Raw genomic sequence first — 16,970 nt, forward strand, 5'->3', positions numbered from 1 at the left:
AAGGAGCATCCCTTAGGGGCGACCGGGCGAGCATCTCCTTGAGCCTAATCAGTGAGTGCGATATCTGCTATTCTTTACCAGATATGGTAAACTTTAACCTTATCAGTAACTAAGCACCTAATTTGGGATCATTTCCCATTCCCTTGTCTACCATTAAAGTGGCAACTGATCCAAAAAATCCCCAAACAGTCAACTGCTAATGCCACTAAAGCGATGACCAATACCATCCAATGCACCTTAACTGGAAACATCGAGTCAGTAGCTCAGGTAAACTATATCCTTAGTCAGGATGGCATTCGATTCAAAATCAAAACCTTGCCCACTGATGATATTCCTACTGGAATCCATTCCTGGCAAGTCGCCCCCAATACGAGCTCAGATGGTGTAATTGGCTCTCTCTACCTAGAAGCGATGACTGAGACAGTCCAGGAGGAGCAATGGTTAATCGCTGGCCGAGTAGTGCAGTTAGGCAAACGGGGACAGTTTGTACAACTCAAAGTGTCCAGACCAGGACAGAAAACCCTGAAAATCAGTGTCTTAGGCTCTAACAAGCACATGAAGATTGGGGAACTGTGGGAAGTAGTTGCTAAGCGCCAACGGGATACCCTGATTTTACATCGAGCTTTACCCCAAGGAGAGCACAATTCCAATAGCCGCCCAGGGAAGAAAAACCGCAGCCACAAACCGGTCGAGTCTAGGAAGTATAAACATGAGTCAACATTTCAACAAACCCAAACAACCTTGTTACAGCAGGCTCTGACCAGGCTATCAGATGACCATTATCCCTCCAAATCCACACTAGCTGCTCCCCCGACGGAAACCATTAATAGAGTCTTAGCCACGTTGAAACAGAAAACCGATGTCAACGATTGGCAATTAGACTTGCCTAAACAGCGAGCTCGAACAAGATGGGAATGGGAAGCGTTCTCCCCTTCAACCCAGCAACAAGCACGAGTGAGTTTGAAGGGAAACTATATCCACGTATATTATTACCAGTTTCCGGATATCCCATCTGCAAGTGTTGATTCTCAATCCTATGATCGTTTAATTGTTACTCCTTTAGGAGCAGCTAGAAGCATTGGTGCCAGTTGTTTCAAAATTCTGATTGGTCCCTATGAAGTACTCTTAGACTGTGGGACTCGACCCAAAGGCTACGACCCTTTGCCCGCCTTGGACTATCTGGATAATCCTCACCTGCTCCTGATCTCCCATAGCCATCAAGACCATCTTGGTGCTGTGCCTGTCTTTCACAGCCGCTACCCTGATGCGCGGATGATTTCAACTCATGGCACCAGAGAAATTGCCCATGTCATGCTCAGGGATGGACTGAAGATACAGCAACTGAATGAAGACTCTCCAGAGTTATTTGATGAGGCCGATTTAGAACAAACCTTGTTTCAATTGGAAACTCAACCAGTAGGCAAAGACTTTGAGGCATTACCGGGACTAATGGTAAGGTTCATCAATGCCGGGCATATCTTGGGTGCGGCTTGTATCTATCTGCGCTATAAGGATATGTCTTTACTCTATACCGGAGACTTCCACACTACCAATAGTCGCACCACTAACGGCTTGAATTTAGCTGAGCTTCCTGAAGCGGATATTTTAATTACTGAGTCTACCTATGGTTCCTCTGTCCACCCCGCTAGAAGAAATCAAGAAACTGCATTGATGGAATCCATTGCTGAAGTAGTGCAAGCTGGGGGCAATGTCTTGATTCCCTCTTTTGCTTTGGGTAGAGCTCAGGAAATCCTTTTAGCGATCCGCACCTCCAAGCTATTTAATAAATTAACAGTTCCCATCTTTGTGGATGGATTGGTCAGAGCAGTCACAGAGGTATTTCGAGAAAACCTGGACTTGTTACCTGTTCCAGTTCAGAACTTAGTCAAGATTAACGGCCAGGAGCCATTCTTTGATAAAACCAGTACACCCCCGATTATTTCTATCGAACACCCTCGGGAACGTCCGATTGCGATCGCAAAACCCAGTGTAATTGTGGCCAGTTCCGGTATGCTCACCGGTGGACCGTCAGTCTATTATGCCTCAGCACTGCTAGAGCGAGAGAATGCTGCCATCTTTATTTCTGGCTACACTGATGAAGAATCCCCTGGCCGCCTCCTGCAAAGTCTCAAAACTGGGGACACTGTTGAACTAGATGGGAAATCAATTACCGTCAAAGCTCAAATCAAACGGTTTAACCTCTCTGCCCATACCGATAAGGTGGGACTCGGACAAGTAATCAACAAGGTAAAGCCCAAGCACCTAGTCTTAATTCATGGAGAATTAGAAGCCTTACACCAAGTAGCCCGGTCTGGAGACAATCAGTCCTTATGCTATATCCATATTCCTGCTGTGGGGGATAAAATTGAATTAGGAGTAGCACCGGAACAGCTTTCCCGACAGCAGATTGCTAAGATTCAGCAACCCCAGGAGTTTGACGTGATGGTAGAGAGCTTTGGGACCGATGCTTGGTTGCGAGTTCCCGAAGAAGTGGTGGAAAAAGACCCTCGATGGCAGACCTTGAGTATCAGCGGCATTATCAAAGCGCGATGGGATGGTGTGAATCTCAAGCTTGCTCCCATGCAACCGGAAATGATACTTCAGGAAGAAGAGATTGAAGCAGGGCTTAAGAGTGGAAAGCATTGCTGTGCCGTGTGTCAGTTTTTCAGTGGTAGATTTTGTCAGTCTCCTGATAGTCCTTTGTTTGAGCGGAGGGTTGATCCCTTGGCAATCTGTGATCAATTCCAATCTAAAGTCCAGGATTTGTCAACTCTTGACACTGAACTTCTGTGGTCAGAGGAAGTTGATTACTAGCAGGATCCCTCTCCTACTCCATATCTCCGAGATTTTCCCGAGATTATCCATTTCAAAAAGGCGGCACCCAGATTCGAACTGGGGATAAAGGCTTTGCAGGCCCCTGCCTTACCACTTGGCTATGCCGCCACTAGTTGTTTAGTATATCATAACTATATCAGTTTTCAATTTTAATAATATCTCTGAATTACCCATGTTAAAAATTTTCCCGCGTCCACTGCGTCCCCTTTGTCCGGTGCTGACCTAGTCAAGGAAGACGCAAAGAACGCTGATAAGTAGGTTTTTTATTGGTTAATTGTGCCGTTGGGCATAGTTACCTGATTTAAATTAGTGTTATCAAAATTAGCACCATTGGTCATAGCATCCCTGAGATCAGACCTTTCTAAGTCTGCCCTGGCCAGATCGGTACCATTGAGATTGGCACCAGTGAAGTTAGCTCCTGTTAAATCTGTATTACTTAAATTGGCACCAGTCAGGTTAGCACCGCTTAAATCCGCATTGGCTAAATCTGCTCCAGCCAAATCGGCACCGGTGAGATTGGCATTGCTGAAGTTAGCCTGACTTAAATCAGCACGGCTGAAATTAGCACCAGTCAGGTTAGCATTAGTCAAATCTACTCCTGACAAGTCCACATTCGTACAATCTGCCCCACTGAGGTTAGCACCCCTGAGGTCTTTCTCGATCAGGGGTGTACACTTGTTAATATGCCCTGACCCTATATTATCCGCAAACGCTGTGGGTTCCTCTTGAGACACACTTACCTGTATTGGCTCCGCTTCTGCAACTGCTCCAGTTTCCAATCGCTCAGGTTCTGCCACTGGTCTAGGTTCTACAAAACTGGCTAACCATCCTATACCCGCAAGAGCAAGTAAGACTGTACCCATACCAATCAACATCAGACCAGACCCATTACTATGATGTTTGGCGACTACGGATTTAGAATGCGTTCGCTTTTTAATCTCAGCAAGGGCTTTTTCCATAAATTCTGGGGGAATTTGTGCCTCTTTACCTGCTTCAATCAACTCCTTTACAGAGTAGCTTTGGTTGTGCTGAGCATAGAGTTGAGCCGCTAAGGCGAATGCTTGGTGGGCTTGGTCTTCAGGGATACGATCTTTTGGGAGTTTCATAATTATTAGGAAGCTTAGGAAGCCAGTCAGAGCTGAGATAGTATAAGAGTCAGGCTGTCAAGCCTGTCACTTTCTAATCTAGCAAGCCAGACTTTTAAGTGTTAATGGTTGCTTAATCAAGCTTGGTGACCTAATGGCTAAACTAATCACGGAAGTGAGGGTAATCTATCCCGCCAGTCAAGAAACTGACCTTAAGGTGACACGAAGGCTATTGTTAACTAGCGTAGGCTTTGGATTTATGCTTCTTTATCTTGCGAATACTTGCTAATATAATTAGATCTGTTCGCTCATTTCGCTCATAGTAACGTGGTCACCCTTCCTGTTCAACAAGAGCATCTGTTTAACCGCAGCCTCAACACCATCAAAGGTGTAAAACTACTCTTTGTCGAAGCAGAGCTGCTTTTCGATGTCTCTTGCCCTGATCTTGATGCCCTCAAGCAGCAACTGGAAAATCCCTTCTCGATCTTTGTCTGTGGAGAATTTAATGCCGGAAAATCCAGTGTGCTGAATCGCTTGAGTAATGACGAGCTAGCTGCTGTGGGCATACTTCCGACCACAAACTCGATTCAACCCTATTACCCAGAGGGGTTTGATGGCATTGTCTTTATTGATAGCCCAGGCACAAACTCGATCATTGAACGTCACCAAGCACTGACAGAGGATTATCTACAGCATGCTGATATCATCCTGTTTGTTACCTCAGTGGAACGACCTCTGACTAAATCAGAGCTGGACTTTCTCTCGTTAGTCAGTAAGATCTGGGTACGTAAAGTAATCGTTATTATTAATAAAGTGGATCTGATCACCCCACAAGAGAGTGAACAGATTATCTCACACGTTAAAGATGGACTTCGTGATGTCTTTACAGAAGTACCACCTTTATTTACAGTATCAACACGCACAGGTAAAGACATCGACACCCTACGAGACTTCTTACTAGAGTTTCTGGTAGAAGCTGAAAAAATACGGCTAAAACTTCAGGGTCCTCAGAACTCTTTATTAGTTTACCTAGAGCAGTTAGAGAAAAAGAACTATCAGGCACGGGAGAAAATCATTGCCGAAAAAACGATTTTTGACCGATCCCTGTTGCGAATCAATGAGCGCATTGAGCAATATGACCTTATTTTTGGTGTCTTTAGAGAAAAAATTCGTGACCTGTTTACCAATCTAATTCAACAATTACATAAGGTAATTCAGGATAATTTCGCCTTCATTAGCCTATTAAAAAAGCGTATTATTAGGGAAGACGATCTCCTGGAAGAAAAAGTAGCTAGGGCGATCAAGGAGGTAAAACTTGAGCAACAGATGGAGGATATTGTTAACGAAGCAGCATCAACCCTTGTGAAATATCGAGAACAAATTATTCGCGAAGCTAGGGAAGATTTACAAGTAGCAGCCAGCCTCTCAGAAGACTCATTTCAGGTTCCCGAACTTAATAGTGGTAAAATTGATACCACTGCTATCTCTGACAATCTTAAGGTAGCGTCAGAAAAGGGACTCAACAACTTTTTGACCTTGGGAACTGCTGCCGCAGCAACAGGAATTGGCGGACATGTGGTAGCAACTGCTGCACTATTTGATCTGTCAGCTTTTGTACTAGCTCTGATGTTGACCATGTTTAGCTTCAATGCGGTTCCTAAGCAGCGTGAAAAGGCAACCCAACAGCTTGATGAAACCTTGCGTGAGTTGCAGAATAACTATACCGATAAGCTCAAACAAGGTTTGCAGCAAGAATTAGTAAATAGCCTCAAGCAGTTCACTGACTCTCTGAAGCCGAGACTGCAGGAAATTGACCATAAACTCGCTGCCAGTAATTCATTGGAGGATAATTTACAAAGTCTCCGGCAGGAAATTAACGATATTTTAAAGGAGGTAGAGCAGCTATAGCTGTCACGGCTGTTTCATCAAATGATTTTTAATATTCATAGTCGCAAGCTCACGGTCTACCCTGATTCGGAACGAGTCTTTGTTCATCTATTTGGCTCACAACCGACAGCATTCTGGCTAGACAGCTCTCGCGTAGAACCTGGTCTATCTCGTTTTTCTTTTATGGGAGATGGTACAGGACCAAACAGCCTGCTAGTACAATACTCGATTACTGACCAAAAACTCACCATTAACTGCTCGGGGAAAATAATACATCGTAGAGAAAGTATCTTCTCCTATCTACACAGAGAACTTGAGCGCCGATACAACTGTTTAGAAGGACTTCCCTTTGACTTTAACTGTGGTTTTGTTGGCTACTTTGGTTACGAAATAAAGGCAGAATGTGGAGGAAAGCTCGTCCATCAATCGCAATTTCCAGATGCGATGTTTCTCTTAGCAGACCGAATTCTTGCTTTTGACCATCAAGAGCAAGTAACCTATCTGTTGTGTCTAACTAAAAAAGGAGAAACTCAGCAAACAAATGCTTGGTTTGAAGATATTGAAAAACAGCTTTATACTCTACCTCCTCTGCCCCCCATTGACTTAGACTATACTCATCGAAAAGTTAGCTTTCGATTGAGTCGTTCCTACCAGAGATATCTGGAGGATATTCAAGAAAGTCTCGATCAGATTAAAGCTGGAGAAAGCTACGAAATTTGCTTGACTAACAAAATTTATGCCAATATCGAACTTGACCCTTTGGCATTTTACCGAAGGTTGCGCCAGCTCAATCCTGCACCCTACTCTGCCTTCCTAAGATTTGGCGAGCTAGCAGTGGCTTGTTCATCCCCAGAACGATTCCTTAAAATTGACCCCTCAGGTTGGGTGGAATCTAAACCCATTAAAGGAACTGCCGCACGAGGCCAAACAGAAGAAGAAGATCAACTGCTGTGCGAGGGGTTACGCACTCAGGAAAAAAACCGTTGTGAAAACATAATGATTGTAGACTTGCTTCGGAACGATTTGGGCAGGGTTTGCGAAATTGGCAGTGTCCATGTCCCTAAGTTAATGGATGTGGAAACCTATGCCACAGTTCATCAACTGGTGAGTACAATTCGGGGTCGTTTGCGTCCAGATGTAAGGGTGGGAGACTGTATCCGTGCCACATTTCCTGGAGGATCGATGACTGGTGCTCCTAAGATCTCAACCATGGAGATTATTGATCGATTGGAACTTCAGGCCAGGGGAATCTATTCCGGAGCGATCGGGTTTCTCGCACTCAACGGTGCTGCAGACCTTAACATTGTGATCCGAACTGCTGAGATTACTCCCAATCAAGTATCGATTGGTATCGGTGGTGCTCTGATTGCCTTATCGAATCCCCAGCTGGAATTTGAAGAAACCCTACTCAAGGCTGAAGCCCTAGTACGTGCGATTGTCTACACGGTTTGTGGAGAGTTTTCCCCAGAATTGTTTGAGATTGATGGTTTACAAACCGAGATGGTGAATTGTTGATATAGCATTTCTCAATGGGTGAAGTCTCTCGTCCAGGGTTTTAGGGAGTCGGGAGTCGGGAGTAGGGGTAAGTAAATTAAATTTACCTTCCGAGCATCACTTGGGCGGTAGAGGTCGGAACTTAGTTCGGTAGAGTTGTTGAATTGCCAAAGCTACCAAACCAAGGGTAGTAATACCAAAGATAAACGTGGCTAGGGTACTGACTCCCACGACCAGCGTCCGAACTGCGATCGCAATTTTGAGGGCTGTCTGGGAGTTAGACGTTAGGGGTTTATTAGCAAAGGTTGTAGCAATGGAGGCAGTTAGAAAATAAATAGCGCTCGTCAATCCTCCAGAAATCAATGCTCCCGTAAGGCAGCGCCAGGGGGAAGGTAGCGCTTGAGTACTCTTAGGGGTTTCCGTGTCTTGGTTAGATGTTGTCATTAGTCATTAGTGACCAGTATTCAGCAAGTATTAACCAGGGTTTTAACTATTATCCGGTAGCTTGTTATCTATACTACGTGTTATCTCTACTAGTTGAACTCTCAGGAGGCTGACCGACAGGGGATTCTAAGCTGACACATCTCAACCAGTTATCGATACCAGGGTCAATAACGAAGCTACCAGATCTAATATTACCTTTGTGTGTAATACTTAGTATTAAGATGGAAAGATAACTGCTTCCAAGCTTTGTAGAGCTTCTTTGAAGTCTTTATTAACAATAGTCACATCAAATTCATCAGCAGCTTCAATTTCGGCTTTGGCAATAGAAAGGCGTTGGGCGATTACTTCTTCACTATCCTTACCCCTCAACCGAATCCGCTGCTCTAATTCATCTAGACTGGGGGGTAGTACAAAAATACGGAGAGCAGAGGGAAAGGTTTTATTGATTTTCCTTGCCCCAACCAATTCTATTTCTAAAATAACAGACCTACCCTGATCAAGAAGCTGCTTGACTGGCAAACTAGGTGTACCGTAGTAATTACCAGCGTACTCAGCCCACTCTAAAAGCTCACCCCCTATGATCATTTCTTCAAACTGGTCACGAGTGACAAAGTAATAGTGTTTCCCATGCACCTCCCCAGGACGAGGTTGCCTGGTGGTTGCTGAAACCGAAAGATCAAGTTCCGGGTGTCGCTTCAGGAGCTGCCGTAGCAAGGTTCCTTTACCAACACCAGAAGGACCAGTCAATACAATGAGTCTTCCTGCTTCCATGTTGAGTCTAGTTAAGCTTAAAGCTTAATGGTTACCATTGTGACTATCTTTATTGATTACGAAGCGATGGGCAACAGTTTCTGGCTGAATTGCCGAGAGGATGACATGGCTGGAATCGGTCACAATTACCGCTCTGGTGCGACGCCCGTAGGTTGCATCAATGAGATATCCACGCTCTTTTGCCTCAGTAATGATCCGCTTGATAGGAGCAGACTCTGGAGAAACAATTGCTACAACTCGGTTTGCTGAAACAATGTTACCAAAACCAATATTAATCAGCTGAATGTCCATGAGCAACTAACGGCAAAAGCCGGATGAGAAGCTAGTATAAGTATTCAAGTACAATAGTAGCGACATTAATTTAGCCTTACAAGCCTAAAATCTGGTAAAAAACCGGATTTTAAGGAGTCATCCGTCTTAACTGTTGAGTCCATAGGGTATTTTGTTGCCGGATAAGCAACCCATAGCTCAAGCTAGCGCAAGGGTACGTGGGTCAGTAATCCTGGGATGATAACTGCTGATAGGCAAGGTACACAGCCTCCAGAAACAAGTTAGCCGTGACACCTGAGGGTACCTTTTCCAAGGCAATCATGTCTTTAACCTGATCAGCCAGTTGTCCGCTTAACTTAGCTTTTGCCTGAAATGTCATTGCCTCGCGCCGCTGCAAATACTCTCGAATCATAGCAAAGTCTTCTGGCTGCAAGGGGGACAAATCTGCCTCGGTTTGGAGCTGATTGGCTAAGGCTTGAGCCTGATCGGAGATCTTGAAGCTAGCAGAAGCAATAGGCTGCTCTTCTTGGACTACCAGGGTTCCTGCTAACCAATCTCCCAACCGTTTCTCTCCCTTGCTAAAGATAATTAAAAATACTCCCAGGAACCATAAATCATCAACAGGTCTGAGCAAAGCACGTAGGGTAGCTTGCTGTAGTCTCACTGGTCTAGCATCATCACGAATAACACGAATTTTGCCATAGCGCTTACCTGGTGTTTGTCCCTGCCATAGGGTTTCAAACAAAACAAAATAACCGATGTAAATTGAAAAGGTAATAAATAGATAAATGGCTACTAGCCAAAGCCTTAACTCATTAATACCAAAAAAATAGTCTAATAGCTCCAGCAGTTGGGAAGATAAAAAGCCCCAAGCAATTAAAAATACTACTAAAATTAATCCTAATACAATATAATCAATTAACAAGGCATAAGCTCGACTGCCAATCCCTGCTAACGTTAATTCTAATTCAACACTTTCTGGGGTTTGTATAGTGACTCGATTAAAAAAATTAGTCGGTGTTGATTTTAGCTTCCCCATAGCTGCAAATCTATGCCTTCTTTACGACTACATAGATCGTAGTATATCACTGATTTAATGGCTTGCCAGAAGGGAACTAACAACGCACCACTAGCAAAGCTCAACCCAAAAACTAGCACTAAATACAGCCAGGCAAAAATTGCTGATTCTTGAGGAAACAAAAGAGATAAAATAGTTTGTATGCTGAATGTAGCTATCTGTACAGCAATCGAAATTGGTAGTGATATTAAAAACCCAACAACTACTATCCCTTGAATACGTAATATAAATCCCTGAGTTAATTTCCAGCTGCGACCAATTGCTGCCCTGGCACCGATAGAATTTTCTTCTATAGCAAGCGGTATTTCATAAATTAAGAAGCGAGATATAAACCAGCTCAATCCAAAGAAAAAAACAATCATCAAAATAATCACAACCAGAAGTCCTATGATAGTCATAGCAATACTATTCTCAGGGAGAGTATTGAGATTATCTAAAAGAGTAATGCTATTGCCGAAAATTAAACCAAGGACTCCGATCAAGATACCAATAACAAAAGAAATGATAAATACTACTAGGATTGCTGCTCCAAGAGTTATCAAGGATACTATAAAAGTTATTAAGGATACTAGGATGCCTGCTCTGAAAAAACTCCACATCCGAGGATTTACATGGCGGCGAGCCTCATTCACTGTTTCTGGACGTTCAATGATTTCCTTAAACGCTAGACGTGAAATTAGCCCAAACATGGCACAAAACTTAGCCCAGCCATATATGGGAACTAATAGCCATAGATAACCGATAAAAGCTAGACGATAATATAACTTAAAATGGTCGCGGTAGATCCGCAGACCGACATTAACAACATTACCAATACTGAGTGGTCCTAAAGATTGGCTGGGACTAGGCTCATAAGACATGGGTCGATGGGGCTATTGATGGCAAGACGAGTTTTAACGCTATCTTAAGCGAGGTTTAGGAAAATTACCCCGAAAACTTTATGAATATTAAACGTTGGATTGGGCGGCGGGAAGCAAATTGGAAACAGTTGGATACTCTCCTGCAACAAGTGGAGAAACATCGAATCAAGTCTTTACCAGCATCCCAAATCAAGGAACTCGCTAGTTTGTATCGCTCCGTCTCAGCGGATTTAGCCCGTGCTAGAACTAACCAAGTAGGCAATACCCTGGTCAAGGATTTACAACGACTGACCTCTCGGGGCTATAACCAGATTTATCAAGGTTCTCGCCGTCAAGACTGGCAAGGCTTAGGGGAGTTTTGTCGCTGGGGTTTCCCTGCTATAGTGCAACAGACGTGGAGTTATATTGCGATCGCAACAGCAGTGTTTCTCCTCGGAGCCTTAATTTCCTGGTGGTTGGCTTGGCAAGATCCAGTGTTTATGTCCCTGGTGGTTCCGGAACAGTTAATTGAACAAGTACGCGATCGCCAGGAATTGTGGATGGGTTCGATTTTGGGGATGAAACCCTTAGCGTCCAGTGGCATTATGATTAACAATTTATCGGTATGCTTTCGGGCAGTGGCTGGTGGGATTACCTGCGGTGCCTTTACCCTATATGTCATGGCATTCAACGGAATACTGATTGGTGCCATTGGCACCTTAGTGGGTCAAAATAACTTAGCTTATCCCTTCTGGGCATTTGTGTTTCCCCATGGTTCCCTGGAATTACCCGCTATCTTCTTTGCTGGTGGAGCCGGTTTACTCATCGCTAGAGCAATTCTGTTTCCAGGCCAATATCGCCGGGTAGATGCATTGAAATTTTATGGCTCCCAAGCGGCTCAGTTGATGTTTGGGATTGTGCCGATGTTGATTATTGCTGGTATTATTGAAGGGTTTTTCTCTCCGAGTCCCTTAGTGCCATCATTCCTCAAGTATTTGGTTGGAATCGGACTGTTTAGCCTTTTGGTTATATATTGTAGTAGCCGGAAAGTCGAGGATGCTTCAAAGTAGATTCCGAGCTTTGACTCGTAAGTAGCTCTCAACCAGTTGCTGACTAATCTGATTGGCTGGTGCATCCAAGACCAGAACTCCTTTTTGCTTCAACCGGGCAAAGGCAACTTGGCGCTGGGCAATTAAATCCAGAGCGACAGCACGGGTATAAGCGACTTGCCCCAGGTCAGGGTTGAGATCAACACTAATTCTTTTTTTCGCCTGCGCCTGGTATCTGCTGTGCCAAAGCTGGTCTTGACTGGGAATTTTCCCTAACTGAGGGGTATTAGGGGGAGTGTGCGCCAATTGGTCAACAAGGGGGTCTCGAAGGGTGACACAAAAAGGTAAGTAGCGAGGGGTGAGGCGTTCTAGGGCTGCTAGCAATTCAGCGGAAGCAGTAACATCCACGATGTCTGTAATCATTACGACTAAAGCACGACGAGTTTGCTGATTCACCAGTTTTGTAACAGCACCAAAATAGTCTGGTTCTAATAACACTGGCTGAATCGGAGTAAGACGTTCTATGAGTTTCGATAGTTGATGTTGACCCCGTTCTGGTGGAATCCAGGTCGTGATGTCTCGATCGAAGACACCGACGCCCACGCGATCGCCCCGATGTAACCCAGCTAATGCTAGGGCTAGAGTACTATTCAATCCCCAATCAAACCGCTTCAGTTGAAGTACCTGTGCGGTCATCAACCGTCCCCGGTCCAGTAATATAATTAAAGTCTGCTCTTTTTCCGGTTCCAGCACCCTGACTAAAGGGCGAGAGCGGCGAGCGGTGGCTTTCCAATCAATCAGGCGAGTGTCATCACCAATGCCATACTCCCGCAGTTCAGCAAATTCTGTGCCAGCACCCAAGTTTCGGGAACGGCGCATGGTACCAGTATTTTCCAGGGTCAGGCGAATAGAAAGCGATCGCAAACTGACTAAGTCTGGATAAACTGCTACGTTCTGACTCCCTGGGATTTTCCAATCATCCCACACCAAGCCCCAAGGACTCAACTGCCGCACGTGAATATCTCCCCAGTGAAACTGACCTCGCTTGGCTGGGTGAACCGTATAGGTTAGTTCCTTGTTACTATTCCGGTCAAGGGTAGCAGTTATGGTTGGGGTGGAAACTGCAAACTCTAATGGATAGTAGTCCTTAATCAGAATTCGAGCAACCTGATTTCTAGATTCCACTGAGAGCACAATCAGATTATCTCGCCCAATCGATAACCGTTGTAAAGGCGTGCGGCTTACCTTCACTCGGTTAGGTTTGACCCGTTGTCCATCCCATAAGGCTATACCAAGGACAATGCCATCAAAGACAAGAGTACTAATTAGACTGATTTGTTGATTAAAAACAGTAGCGAGTAATAATGCGATCGCAATACCTAGTATTAACAGTAAATAGGTTCGTTTTGAGGGAATCATATTTTTTTTTGAGTGCTGAGTGCTGATCCACTCACCTAGGCACTGGAACTTGCTTGAGTAATGAAGCAATTACTCCATCGATCTGTAACCCATCTAACTGCACCTCTGGTTTCAGAATCAGACGGTGACGGAGTAGAGGGAGTGCGATCGCTTTTACATCATCCGGTGTCACATAATCCCGTCCTGATAACACAGCTTGGGCTTTACTGGTTTGTAACCAAGCTACAGCAGCTCTCGGGGAGGCTCCCAAGGCTAAATCAGGATTTTGCCTAGTTTGTTGAATTAAGGCTAGCAAATAATCCAGCACCTTCTCGTCTACTTGGACAGCTTTAACCTCTTGACGAGCACTAAAAATTTGTTCTACAGTTGCTAGAGGTTTCAGACGTTCTAAATCCAAACGGCGTCCACGAAATCCTTTCTGAGTATTAAGCAACATTTGCTTTTCTGCTGCCGGGTCTGGGTAATCCACTACCAGCTTGAATAAAAATCGGTCTAACTGAGCTTCTGGTAGGGGATAGGTGCCTTCAAATTCTAGAGAGTTTTGGGTAGCAATCACCCAAAATAATTCAGATAGAGGCAAGGTTTCCCCGTCCAAAGTGACTTGCTGCTCTTCCATTGCCTCTAGCAGCGCTGCTTGGGTTTTGGGTGGGGTGCGGTTAATTTCATCAGCTAGCAAAATCTCAGTAAAGACTGGTCCTTTTTTGAGGGTAAAGTTACGGGTATTCAGGTCAAAGATATTAGTTCCTAAAATATCCGATGGTAGAATATCTGGGGTTAACTGAATCCGCCGAAATTCGGCTTGGATTAGTCTTGCTAGAACTTTGACAAGCAAGGTTTTACCAGTTCCTGGTACCCCCTCAATAATCACGTGTCCACCACTAAGCAATGCTACGAGTAACTGTTCGACTAGCGTCGATTGACCGACAATTATTTTGCCAAGGGTTTGCTTGAGGCGGTTCAAGACAGGGATATCATTGGTCATTTGGTTGATTAGCTATCCTGTGGGACAGTTTTCGTGGTACCACAATAGCATGGGCAAACTCTGGTTGATTGGGGTTGGGATTAGTTACCTTGATATCCGGTAGTTTAAACAATCGAGCAGTTGTGATCATCGAATCAATCAATACGAATTTTCTGCCATTTTCCCAGCCATTTTAGTAAGTCTGACTCCCTAATACGACGTTTACTAGATTGAATTTCCAGCAATTGTTTCAGTTCTGTAGCTGGACGTCCAGTGTGCTCCACCCAAGCATCAATTAGAGCTTGATCCTCTAGCAGAGTCTGTCCTAATCCTAGTGCTTTTTGCAGTTGCAGTTGTTCGTCTTTTCCCACAACTTCCAACACAAACTCACTGCTGCCTGCTTTTTGCAAAACACCTGCTAATGCTCGGATGTAGGCTTCGCTGTTATCCACGACTGGTTCAGATAAGGTCAATGGTTGTCCAAAGCGGCGATTCAGAGCCCAGATGGCAACCAGAAGAATGATTAATCCTTGGATAAAGGCTGGCAACAGAGGGGTTTTCGCTAAATAACTGAATAGAGTCTCACCTACCTCTCGCTTGATCACATCTACATCTTTGTAACCGTGGAGGTATTCATCCACCCAAACCGGATTTTGGTTAGTTAAATTCTCCTGTGGTTTCAAGGGAGTAACCAGTTGGGCTAATAATTCATAGTTAGCCGGAAAGTCCTGATAGGCATTGGCAGCAAGATCCGATGTAGTGGCAAAGATCACTCTACCATCACCAATAGGCTTTTCCCAAACCACAGCACCAAAGCGATCGCTTAAAATTTTCTTCCCCTGATTACCCTTGTATCGCCGCCTGGTGTTAACCTTAACCTTTCCCGTTGAAGCCTCTTGGAGAGTACTGAAATCAGCGTCTGTCACCGGCTGCTTGACTCCCAAAATCACCATCGTATTGCCCTTTTTAATCCATTCTCGCTCTATACCATAAATAGCATCTACTGTCAACAAACTAGTGACACGCAATAAGGTAACCGAGCCTTGAGTATCCGTCTGATTAGCTAAATCCTCAAACGGTTTTTGCCAACGCTGTACAGGAGTTCCCCGTTTTTCCATGTAAGCGTACCAAGCGCCATAGCCATAGGGAGCGCGGCTGTAAGTCGAGCCGCTATTGATTTTATTATTAGCTGGAGCAGCTACCAGGGTAATGATCATTAGTACCGCGATTGCGATCGCAATCATTACTCCTAAGCGACGCCTAGGAAATTTCATCCTTCATCCTTGGCCAAAAGGCCACGCTACGCGAACATAGTTAAACCTTTATCTGCTGATAAGCCTCCTTGCACCGTTCAAAAACCTGACTAGAGACTTCGGCGTTACTAAAACATAACTGCTGATGGGTGATCAGTAAGATTTGGTATGGTTTAGGTTGCGGTAATTGCTGAATCAGTTGTAGATACTCTCCATCGGTGCGACTGGGATAGCGAGGGGCAATGCCAGTATCGTGTAATTGCTGCAACATCCCCATATACAAACAACGACAGGCTTCGGTGTAGTTACCCTGCTGCTGATAGTTTTGCGATCGCTCCCACCAATTGACCACTGATAATTCTGGAACTGGTCGTTTTGTCACTCTGTTTGCAGCTTGAGTCAGTTGCTGATAATAAGAAATAATATAAGGATTTAATTCTCTGATCAGTCGCACCCCTAGCCAGCTTAGGATTACAGCAACAAGTAACCAAAACGTTATCCTAATCACCTGGCCTAGTATAGGAGACAGTAACCAAGATGGCAGTGATCCTTGGGGTTGCTCAAGAGACACCTGAGACATTGTCAGCTCCCACCACTCCCCAAATTGTCGTTGCATCAGCTGCAACTGCCAATCCAAACTGTTTTTTTCAAAGGAACCAGTAGACATAAGATACTGATAACTAATAATGTCAAACAGCGGATTTAGGGCATGGATTAAGTCATCCGTGCATCCGTGTTATTATTGTGTGTAGTCCACCCTTCTATCCTTTCCCATTTACCATAATCTCAAATAACAGTACTTGAAGCCGGTAAAACTGCTATTTACTAACATGACAAGTCTCTATACTGACATTGAGATCAATGTCCCAAAGCAGAAGGTTTGGCAAATTTTGTTCCATAAACAGCAGTGGAAGTACTGGAACACATTTCTGTTTGATTGTGACTCAACTTTACGGTTTGAGCAGGGGAAAGAAGTGTTTCTGTCCCTGCGACGGCTTCCCAATGAAGAAGAGACAGAATTTGAGCCATTGGTGACACAAGTTCAGCCTGGTGTGTGTCTAAGTTGGGTGTCTTCTATCCCTGGCTTTCGTAGTGAATGTGTATTTGATTTGCAAGAAATAGGAGTGGGTCGTACCAAATACGTCCACAAACACTCTTATTCAGGTATGCTTTCTCGGGTGTTTTTACCGTTTATCCGAGAGGATGAGTTACGGGGTATTAAACGAATGGCATGGGAGTTGAAGCGTTATGCTGAGGGGTTTTAGAACGTTAGTATGGCGCTAGCACAGCCTCACTCCGGGTGAAGTGTTAAAGATGACACTGCAAAACCGACATAACCACACCCGGAAGCACTCGTTTACCTGACAACTAGTTAGTCAAGATAGCCCATAAGTTCATCTGTCCCTTCACTAACATTTGTAGCAATAGGGCGATTTTGGGGTAATGGCTTTATGCTCAGCTGTTTCCTATCGATGTATCCTGAGGGTCCAGTTCCTTTAGCAGTGAATTGGATTTCCTTGTCTTTATTGCTATCTGTGCTGCTCATATCCCTCCTGGGACTCCTGAGTTAGAGTCAAAAATACTT

At 44.5% G+C, this 16,970-nt stretch carries 17 protein-coding genes and 1 tRNA gene; 5 read left to right on the top strand and 13 right to left on the bottom strand.

What is annotated here, in order from left to right; genetic code table 11:
- Positions 1-213 precede the first annotated feature (213 nt).
- On the top strand, positions 214-2,814 hold the full coding sequence (locus tag BJP34_RS01875) for an MBL fold metallo-hydrolase (RefSeq protein ID WP_070390869.1): 2,601 nt from the start codon (positions 214-216) through the stop codon (positions 2,812-2,814).
- Positions 2,815-2,872: 58 nt separating this feature from the next.
- Here the strand turns inward: BJP34_RS01875 and BJP34_RS01880 are convergent.
- Together BJP34_RS01880 and BJP34_RS01885 are read right to left on the bottom strand one after the other, a co-directional pair.
- A tRNA-Cys gene (locus BJP34_RS01880) sits at positions 2,873-2,943 on the bottom strand.
- A gap of 155 nt (positions 2,944-3,098) precedes the next feature.
- Positions 3,099-3,941, bottom strand: coding sequence for a pentapeptide repeat-containing protein (locus tag BJP34_RS01885; protein ID WP_070390870.1), 843 nt, complete (start codon positions 3,939-3,941; stop codon positions 3,099-3,101).
- A 306-nt stretch (positions 3,942-4,247) separates the two neighbouring features.
- On the opposite strand from BJP34_RS01885, the gene BJP34_RS01890 reads away from it, so the two are divergent.
- Together BJP34_RS01890 and pabB are read left to right on the top strand one after the other, a co-directional pair.
- The gene (locus BJP34_RS01890; RefSeq protein ID WP_070390871.1) at positions 4,248-5,828 is read left to right on the top strand and encodes a dynamin family protein; all 1,581 of its coding nucleotides are present in this window, start codon (positions 4,248-4,250) and stop codon (positions 5,826-5,828) included.
- 21 nt (positions 5,829-5,849) lie between these two features.
- Positions 5,850-7,322 carry an aminodeoxychorismate synthase component I gene (gene pabB / locus BJP34_RS01895; protein WP_070390872.1) on the top strand — a complete coding sequence of 491 codons (1,473 nt, stop codon included), beginning with the start codon at positions 5,850-5,852 and terminating at the stop codon, positions 7,320-7,322.
- Between the two features lie 96 nt (positions 7,323-7,418).
- Here the strand turns inward: pabB and BJP34_RS01900 are convergent, their stop codons facing one another.
- The 5 genes from BJP34_RS01900 to BJP34_RS01920 form a co-directional block, all read right to left on the bottom strand.
- Entirely contained in the window at positions 7,419-7,745 is a 327-nt protein-coding gene (locus BJP34_RS01900) for a DUF3082 domain-containing protein (protein WP_070390873.1), read from the bottom strand.
- Between the two features lie 216 nt (positions 7,746-7,961).
- Complete coding sequence (gmk, locus tag BJP34_RS01905; protein ID WP_070390874.1) at positions 7,962-8,516, bottom strand: guanylate kinase; 555 nt, start codon at positions 8,514-8,516, stop codon at positions 7,962-7,964.
- Between the two features lie 24 nt (positions 8,517-8,540).
- The gene (gene remA, locus BJP34_RS01910) at positions 8,541-8,807 is read right to left on the bottom strand and encodes an extracellular matrix/biofilm regulator RemA (RefSeq protein WP_008191366.1); all 267 of its coding nucleotides are present in this window, start codon (positions 8,805-8,807) and stop codon (positions 8,541-8,543) included.
- Between the two features lie 202 nt (positions 8,808-9,009).
- Positions 9,010-9,825 (bottom strand): RDD family protein, encoded by an 816-nt coding sequence (locus tag BJP34_RS01915; protein ID WP_070390875.1) that lies wholly within the window; start codon positions 9,823-9,825, stop codon positions 9,010-9,012.
- Positions 9,813-10,724 (bottom strand): DUF975 domain-containing protein, encoded by a 912-nt coding sequence (locus BJP34_RS01920; protein WP_070390876.1) that lies wholly within the window; start codon positions 10,722-10,724, stop codon positions 9,813-9,815. Before BJP34_RS01920 ends, BJP34_RS01915 begins: the two co-directional genes overlap by 13 nt.
- 80 nt (positions 10,725-10,804) lie before the next feature.
- Between BJP34_RS01920 and BJP34_RS01925 the strand changes: the two genes are divergently transcribed.
- Positions 10,805-11,773, top strand: a complete 969-nt coding sequence (locus tag BJP34_RS01925; RefSeq protein ID WP_070390877.1) for a stage II sporulation protein M — start codon at positions 10,805-10,807, stop codon at positions 11,771-11,773.
- On the opposite strand, the gene BJP34_RS01930 is transcribed toward BJP34_RS01925, so the two are convergent.
- The 5 genes from BJP34_RS01930 to BJP34_RS01945 are packed head-to-tail and all read right to left on the bottom strand — an operon-like array spanning position 11,765 to position 16,052.
- Positions 11,765-13,171: a DUF58 domain-containing protein gene (locus tag BJP34_RS01930; RefSeq protein ID WP_070390878.1), complete on the bottom strand. Its 1,407-nt coding sequence runs from the start codon at positions 13,169-13,171 to the stop codon at positions 11,765-11,767. The genes BJP34_RS01925 and BJP34_RS01930 overlap by 9 nt on opposite strands.
- 31 nt (positions 13,172-13,202) lie before the next feature.
- On the bottom strand, positions 13,203-14,153 hold the full coding sequence (locus BJP34_RS01935; protein ID WP_070390879.1) for an AAA family ATPase: 951 nt from the start codon (positions 14,151-14,153) through the stop codon (positions 13,203-13,205).
- On the bottom strand, positions 14,143-14,283 hold the full coding sequence (locus BJP34_RS42050; RefSeq protein WP_158516940.1) for a hypothetical protein: 141 nt from the start codon (positions 14,281-14,283) through the stop codon (positions 14,143-14,145). Before BJP34_RS42050 ends, BJP34_RS01935 begins: the two co-directional genes overlap by 11 nt.
- 4 nt (positions 14,284-14,287) lie before the next feature.
- The gene (locus tag BJP34_RS01940) at positions 14,288-15,406 is read right to left on the bottom strand and encodes a DUF4350 domain-containing protein (protein ID WP_070390880.1); all 1,119 of its coding nucleotides are present in this window, start codon (positions 15,404-15,406) and stop codon (positions 14,288-14,290) included.
- 40 nt (positions 15,407-15,446) lie between these two features.
- Entirely contained in the window at positions 15,447-16,052 is a 606-nt protein-coding gene (locus BJP34_RS01945) for a DUF4129 domain-containing protein (RefSeq protein ID WP_070390881.1), read from the bottom strand.
- A gap of 163 nt (positions 16,053-16,215) precedes the next feature.
- Here BJP34_RS01945 and BJP34_RS01950 point away from each other — a divergent pair, with 163 nt between their 5' ends.
- Positions 16,216-16,650, top strand: a complete 435-nt coding sequence (locus BJP34_RS01950; RefSeq protein WP_070390882.1) for an SRPBCC domain-containing protein — start codon at positions 16,216-16,218, stop codon at positions 16,648-16,650.
- A 107-nt stretch (positions 16,651-16,757) separates the two neighbouring features.
- Here the strand turns inward: BJP34_RS01950 and BJP34_RS42055 are convergent, their stop codons facing one another.
- Positions 16,758-16,931: a hypothetical protein gene (locus BJP34_RS42055; protein ID WP_158516941.1), complete on the bottom strand. Its 174-nt coding sequence runs from the start codon at positions 16,929-16,931 to the stop codon at positions 16,758-16,760.
- Between the last annotated feature and the right edge of the window lie 39 nt (positions 16,932-16,970).

This window comes from Moorena producens PAL-8-15-08-1, from assembly GCF_001767235.1.
In the GTDB taxonomy this organism is placed as follows: Bacteria; Cyanobacteriota; Cyanobacteriia; order Cyanobacteriales; family Coleofasciculaceae; genus Moorena; species Moorena producens_A.